This is a genomic window from Mesorhizobium sp. M7A.F.Ca.AU.002.02.1.1 (genome assembly GCF_003998535.1).
Lineage (GTDB): Bacteria > Pseudomonadota > Alphaproteobacteria > Rhizobiales > Rhizobiaceae > Mesorhizobium > Mesorhizobium ciceri.
Genome location: NZ_RZPB01000365.1, coordinates 1 through 6,043, shown reverse-complemented (window position 1 = coordinate 6,043; position 6,043 = coordinate 1). Strand labels below are relative to the sequence as shown.

Below are 6,043 nucleotides of genomic sequence, written 5' to 3'. Positions count from 1 at the left end.
CGCCGCACTGCGCGGACGATGTGAAGTATGGCGTTGTCGAGCGGGTGGTTGCCGACTTTCAGGCCATGAAGCGGGATGGAACGGTTTTTGCGGGCCAGAAGATCGCCGACCTCATCACCGTCAACGGCGTGCGCGTTGTCGCCGAGGACGGCACCTGGGGACTGGTGCGCGCTTCTTCGAACAAGCCGGAACTGGTCGTGGTCGTCGAAAGCCCGGTGTCGTCGCAGCGTCGACGGGAGATGTTCGAGGCTGTCGACACCGTGCTGCGCCGCAGCCCCGAGGTGGGCGCCTACAACCAGACATTCTGAGTATCCTTAGGCCGCCGGCTGACAGCCGCACGTCTGCCTGATCGATCGCAAAGTGGGTACGAGAGGATCTTGCGGTTCTCACACCCCAACGCGCGCGCTGTTGGAGCTCGCGGCGTCAAAAGTACCGTTGTGGGTCACCTGCGCTTCGCCCAGTAATTGCAGGACCCATCCCGGCGTCCGAGTGAACCTTGGTGGCCGCTGGGATACGCATCATGATCGGAGACGCGCCGCTCGGCTGCAACAGGTGCAAACTTCCCCTGTCGGTGATGAGACCCAAGGATCAGTCGCTTGACCTGTCCTGGTTGTGGCGCGCTCTTCTCGTCAACAGGCGGATGCCATCTTCATCCATGATGAGCTGAGTGCGATACCCGTCGAATTTGATCTCGTGAATCCAGTCGCCCCGCTCGGGCGGGTGTCGACAAGCTCCGGCTCAATAGGTGGGATGAACTTCAAACGCATGAACTGCCTCGCAAGACTGCGATTCAATATAGCGTGCGCTAAAATGGTTTCGGACCATTTTAGACGAATTGAATGTTTGATAGCCATGGCGAATCCGACCTTGGACCACCAATCCCCGGCAAGCTGCACGGTGGCCAGCCAGCCCACGAGACGACAATTTCCATACCTGCCCGATTTGCGGTCAGCAGGTCGACATGCGCGACCTGCGCCGTCATTTGGCACGAACGGCCGAGGCACAGACCGCTGCTGCTGTTGGTTGATCAGGCGAGAATGCCGCTCGAACGGGGCGGCGTTTTCGTTGCCCCGGACCCCTCCGACTGCCTCTTCTCAAAAGCTGTTCCATTGCGCGGAGCAAAGTCACGATTCAGAAGGGAGTCTCGCGTGGCATCGGTCGTGCGGCAACGCGAAATCCATCGACCTTCATTCAAATGTTCCGTTGACGAAAAAACACGACCCGCCAGGACTGAACCAGGACGGGCCGTCTTGTTGATGCGATCACTCTTGGCTCAGAGGTCCTTCCGCGAAGAGATCGTTCACCTTGTAGGCGACCTCCGTGCGGTTGGTCGCCTTCAATTTCTTCATGATGTTTCGGATGTGAACCTTCACAGTGCTTTCGCGAAGGTTCAGTTCGTGGGCGATGATCTTGTTCGCCTTGCCGCGTCGCAGTGCCTGGGCGACCTCTGCCTGCCTGAGCGTGAACATGCCCGTCAAGGGCCGGGCGTCGCAGTTGCCTGATTTTATCAGGTGCCGCATGGAAAGGACACTACTGGCCGGAACGAAGATGCCTCCGGCTGCAGCCAAGTTGATCGCCTCGACACACACATCGATCCCGACCGAAGTCGGAATGTAACCGCGTGCGCCGCATTCGAGAGCCGTCAGCACCTGTGCAAGATCTTCGGTGTCGGCCAGGATGACCACCGGAACGGCCTTGAACTCGGACGAAATATGCCTGATTTCTTCTGCAATGCCGTGATCGGTGACCTTCCGGCCGCCGAGGTTGAAGAGTATGGTTGAAAGGGGAGAAGCCGAACCCTTCCTTATGCGCCATTCCTCGATCGAACCCATGGCGACGACCACCATGCCCAATTCATGATCCTCAAGCGCCGAAGCGAGACACTCGCGGTCCAAGGCCCTCCCGTCCAGCATGAGAAGGTATTGCTTACCTGCTTCTTGGTGGAGATTTTCTGTGCCGCTGGACGGAACTCTTGATCGATTTGACGAACCGTAACTGTGCAGTCCTGCTGTAGAAACCATACCGATACTCACCCTTCCCCAACGAAGGTACCTGTGGCGCCCGATAAGTGCCCTTTCTTAGAATTGGAAGTTTTGGTACCCGACCCCTTTTCCACGCTCAAGGCTGATTGCGAACCTCAAGCAACGTGGCTGCTGACATCTAAAGCAGCCTCGGGAGTGTAGGAGCTATTTATTAGCATTCTCTAACATAAGTTAATTTTTTCGGTAAATTTTTACGTTGAGAAGACGGGACTCCAAACTGGTTTGACCCGCGCGAGCGGCCCGAACTAAGGCGCATGCCCGTGCCGCACCAGGCTATAGATATCCTCGGTTACCGCGCACTGTGTTGGTTGCACGCGCTCTTGCGATTAATTCGGCGGGTCTCATACGATAGGCGGTGGTTGGGTTTGCTCGCACCTCCTGACAACGCTGCATCATACCTCCAAAAGCTTCGTTGACGATGTATACACCACGCTGAACAGTGGATTGCCGGCGTCTGCTCGAGCTTACGCTGCCTGTCTGCGAACAAATGCGGAGACAGGATAGGGGAGCCACCGCCGCCCAACGCCCCATGGCTCCCCTATCGCTCCGCATGGCGACCCACTTCCGAAATTTGATTTTTGAACGGCAAGCACGATCCGCCTGCAGGGCATGGCTGACGTCGGCAGATGAAGCGGTTCATCGTGAGCCTTCGCCAGACAACGTCCGGGTCTCAGGCGGTCCCCAGGGGGTTTGCTTCGCATAGCTGCTGAAAATCCAGAACCGTCCCGTCAGTCTGGATCTCGGCTTCGAATGCCTCGATCAGCCTTTTGGCGGCTTTGCTGGCAATGTGCGAATCGGGGTAAGTTGCCTCCACTACGCGCGCGCGCTCGTAGACTTCCCTGAATTGCCTGACCTGCTTGGGACCGAATACGCGATGTACAACCTGAGTGGTCATACCGCTTCTCCTCCTGGTGGCGGAACTTGAATTAACCTGCCCGTTGTCAAGCGCGCGCATGATTTCATCATCGGCACAGGATTACAACTGAAAGCCCAACAAGCCTGCGCCGGTATTGTAAGATACCAATTTCCTTGGTCGAGGCGTTCTTTAGTAGCGTTCGCTCGATTGCGAGTTAGCCGTTTGCAGGAGGCAAGGTCGCATGGTGAAGATTGCCAGAACCGCTGACCAGCCTTCGTGACGCCTTGCTCGAAACAAAAAAGCCAGGAGGCTTTGCCTACTCATCCCGATGCCGCCCAGGCATTACGCGAAGCTGGCGTCGTCATTGGCCATTCGGTGCTGATCGTGGTTGACATCGACCGGGAAGGAGATCTCAGCGGTTACGGCATCGCTCGGCCCCCTGTCGCAAGCAATCCTCATAATGATGGGTGGTTGCTGGGCTACAGAGGGGGCCCGTATCCTTCAGAAAAGAGGGGCGAGCAACGATTTCGGGTCGGGGGCGCCGGTCACCCGTAGCACGAGGCCCATGGTTGCTACTCGATGCTCAGGCCTGCCACACGATTCATTTATGATCTTTCAAGGGGAACCAAGAGTGCTTGGGCAGAGCGATATCCAATCGGCTGGGGGCTCAACGAAGACCGGACGAAGCGACTGGCACTGTAGGTCGCGGATTTACGATTTTGGTAATCGATGGAGGCCATCAGAGGGAAGGGGAGGCGGTGTTGGTCATCGAACGACACTACATCGCACCGGGCAAGTCGATGTGTTGAAAGCTTCGGCCCGCCTGCGTCGGCGCAACAACGGAGGCTCGGTCGAAATGGGAAATAACCCATCCGCGCATCCCGTTGATACGCAATGCAATCATACCGTCAAAAGGGCTAACTCCGAAATGCGGTGGGGAGAACCCGCCACCTTAATCATAATGGAGGAGCCGACACTATCGACATGGCTGTGGTATTTTGTCTGCCGGGTCACGTAAAGGAGCGGTGAGTGGAACAGGTCACGACTTGCTGGGCCAGTCAGCTGGCGGAAGGACGCCTCAATGGTTTCGTGCCAATCCAACAACAGCGCTCAACGATGGCTGGACTTGAATCCGAGCGCGCCGAGAGGCATGCCAAGGCTTGTGGGTTGAGACGGCTTCGGTCCTACGCCCAGTGGCTCGTGCCAGATGATCTGGCCGTGTTCATTGAAGAGATCGATTGTTCCGCAGTCTTCGGGCGTGACGGCAAGTTGCTGGGGAAGAGGCATCCATGGTCTCGGACGGACTAAGGGCTAACGCCGCACAAGCGGCCGAATTTCTGGAGGTGCTGGGCAATGCGCGGCGGCTGCACATTTTGAGCTTGCTGCTCGACTATGAATTGCCGGATCGCAAAATTCGCGAACGGCTTAATATTAGCCGGACAGCCTCGTGGCACCACCTAGCCAAGCTCCGGGAAGTTGGGCTCGTAAAAATCCGCCGGGACGGCCGGAATGTATATTTTTCCTCTGAAAATCGAGCGGTACGCGATCTGCTTTGCAATTGGAATGTCGTGGTTGCTGTCCAGCAGTCTGGGCAAGCGGTTCCGCCCGGTGGCGGTGCCTTGGCGGTGACATGCCAGGATCTTGTGCACTCGGCCCCCGGTCTGGAAAACCGAGTTTGTCAAAGCGCCAGCGAGTCCCGGAGCGACGAGTGATTATCCCCAGGAATCTCGGTTAGACACCGTTGGATCGAGAAGATCACCCGCGCGATTGTTGCCACCCGCGGGTTTTCTCTGCGGCGTCAGCCCCCGGATCGCGAAACGGCTGACGCATACCCTGTGGATTGGCGAATGCCGCCGACTATGGTCGCGCTATCGACGCGCCCGATTGAACCTCGGTACTCCGACTTGCGCTATAAACACTCGGTATCCTGCTACTGCCTCAAGCCGGCATTGAATCAATCCTGTGGTCAGTCAGTTGCCAGCGGGTAGGTCAGGTGCGGTGCCACCGCTTTAAAATATAGACAGGTTTCTTCGCGTGGAGCCCCATCCATGATCTGTGGGCCGTTGCACGTTGTAAAGTTCCTCAATAGAGACAAAGCCAATCAAATGGGAAACTCGAAATATGCAGAATGACGCTGAAGCACCGCAGGTCCAGTTGTTGCAGCTCACCGCCGACATAGTGGCGGCATATGTCCAGAAGAACGCCATTCCGGCGGCCGGTCTTCCCGAATTGATCGCCAGCGTCAATTCTGCCTTGTCGGGATTGGGTCAGCCGGTGGAAGCGACGCCGCCCGCGCTTGTTCCGGCAGTCAATCCAAAAAAGTCCGTGTTTCCCGATTACATCATCAGCCTGGAGGACGGACGCAAGTTCAAGTCTATGAAGCGCCACCTTGGGTTGCTGGGAATGACACCCGACGAGTACAGAGCCAGGTGGGGGCTCGCCAAGGACTATCCCATGGTTGCACCGAGCTACGCGGCCCAGCGGTCAGCCCTCGCGAAATCCAGCGGACTCGGCCGCAAGCCAACTGCAAAAACGCCGTTGAGGAAAACACCAGCGAATCGGAAAGCTAAGGCCTAACAACAGGTGTCTATCAAAGGCGGCGGGGCAACCTGGATCACAAGGCAAGCATCACAATATCGCTCGGCTCCAAATATCGGCCTGGATAACAAATACCGTCCTCTGTTGAAAGCGACCGTGAGCCATCATCAGCTCTGACGAATGGCTGCAACCGATAAATGGTGAGACCCCGGACACTCATTGGGAGACCCCAGGGCGCAGCGTCCAATCTCATATGGTGCGGGGATGGCGGTAGGCTGCGGCGGCTGATCGGCCTCGCAGCTGTTCAGAGACAGGAAACTGCTCCATCCTTTTACCAGTTGCTCCGTTACGGCCGCAGCAATCTAGTGCGTGGTGCCTCCGCGCTCGGCATGTAGACAAGTTCTTCACCTGGAGACGCATTCATGATCGGCGGGCGTGTTGCCGTCTCTCTTGGTACTTTCGATTTGTGCAAACAATCCATAATTACGATAAGACGTTTCACTATCTCCGTTTCGAGGTCCAATGTCTGAAGTGGACTGGCTGAGCCATCTCCTGCAAATCATCACCGTGACCGGCCAGCTCGAGGTCCGCTGCGCCTATGGTGCAC

General features: G+C 57.2%; 4 protein-coding genes and 1 pseudogene. 3 read left to right on the top strand and 2 right to left on the bottom strand.

Features of this window, described 5'->3' with window-relative positions; genetic code table 11:
- Positions 1–308 (top strand): annotated as a pseudogene (locus tag EN879_RS21125) (phosphomannomutase/phosphoglucomutase); the annotation flags it as partial.
- A 954-nt stretch (positions 309–1,262) separates the two neighbouring features.
- On the opposite strand, the gene EN879_RS21110 reads toward EN879_RS21125, so the two are convergent.
- Positions 1,263–1,913, bottom strand: a complete 651-nt coding sequence (locus EN879_RS21110) for a response regulator transcription factor (protein ID WP_244514482.1) — start codon at positions 1,911–1,913, stop codon at positions 1,263–1,265.
- Between the two features lie 799 nt (positions 1,914–2,712).
- Positions 2,713–2,937, bottom strand: coding sequence for a hypothetical protein (locus tag EN879_RS21105; protein WP_024505842.1), 225 nt, complete (start codon positions 2,935–2,937; stop codon positions 2,713–2,715).
- A 1,250-nt stretch (positions 2,938–4,187) separates the two neighbouring features.
- On the opposite strand from EN879_RS21105, the gene EN879_RS21100 reads away from it, so the two are divergent.
- The gene (locus EN879_RS21100; protein ID WP_063170839.1) at positions 4,188–4,610 is read left to right on the top strand and encodes a metalloregulator ArsR/SmtB family transcription factor; all 423 of its coding nucleotides are present in this window, start codon (positions 4,188–4,190) and stop codon (positions 4,608–4,610) included.
- Between the two features lie 409 nt (positions 4,611–5,019).
- Entirely contained in the window at positions 5,020–5,475 is a 456-nt protein-coding gene (locus tag EN879_RS21095; protein ID WP_063170838.1) for a MucR family transcriptional regulator, read from the top strand.
- The last annotated feature ends 568 nt before the right edge of the window (positions 5,476–6,043 follow it).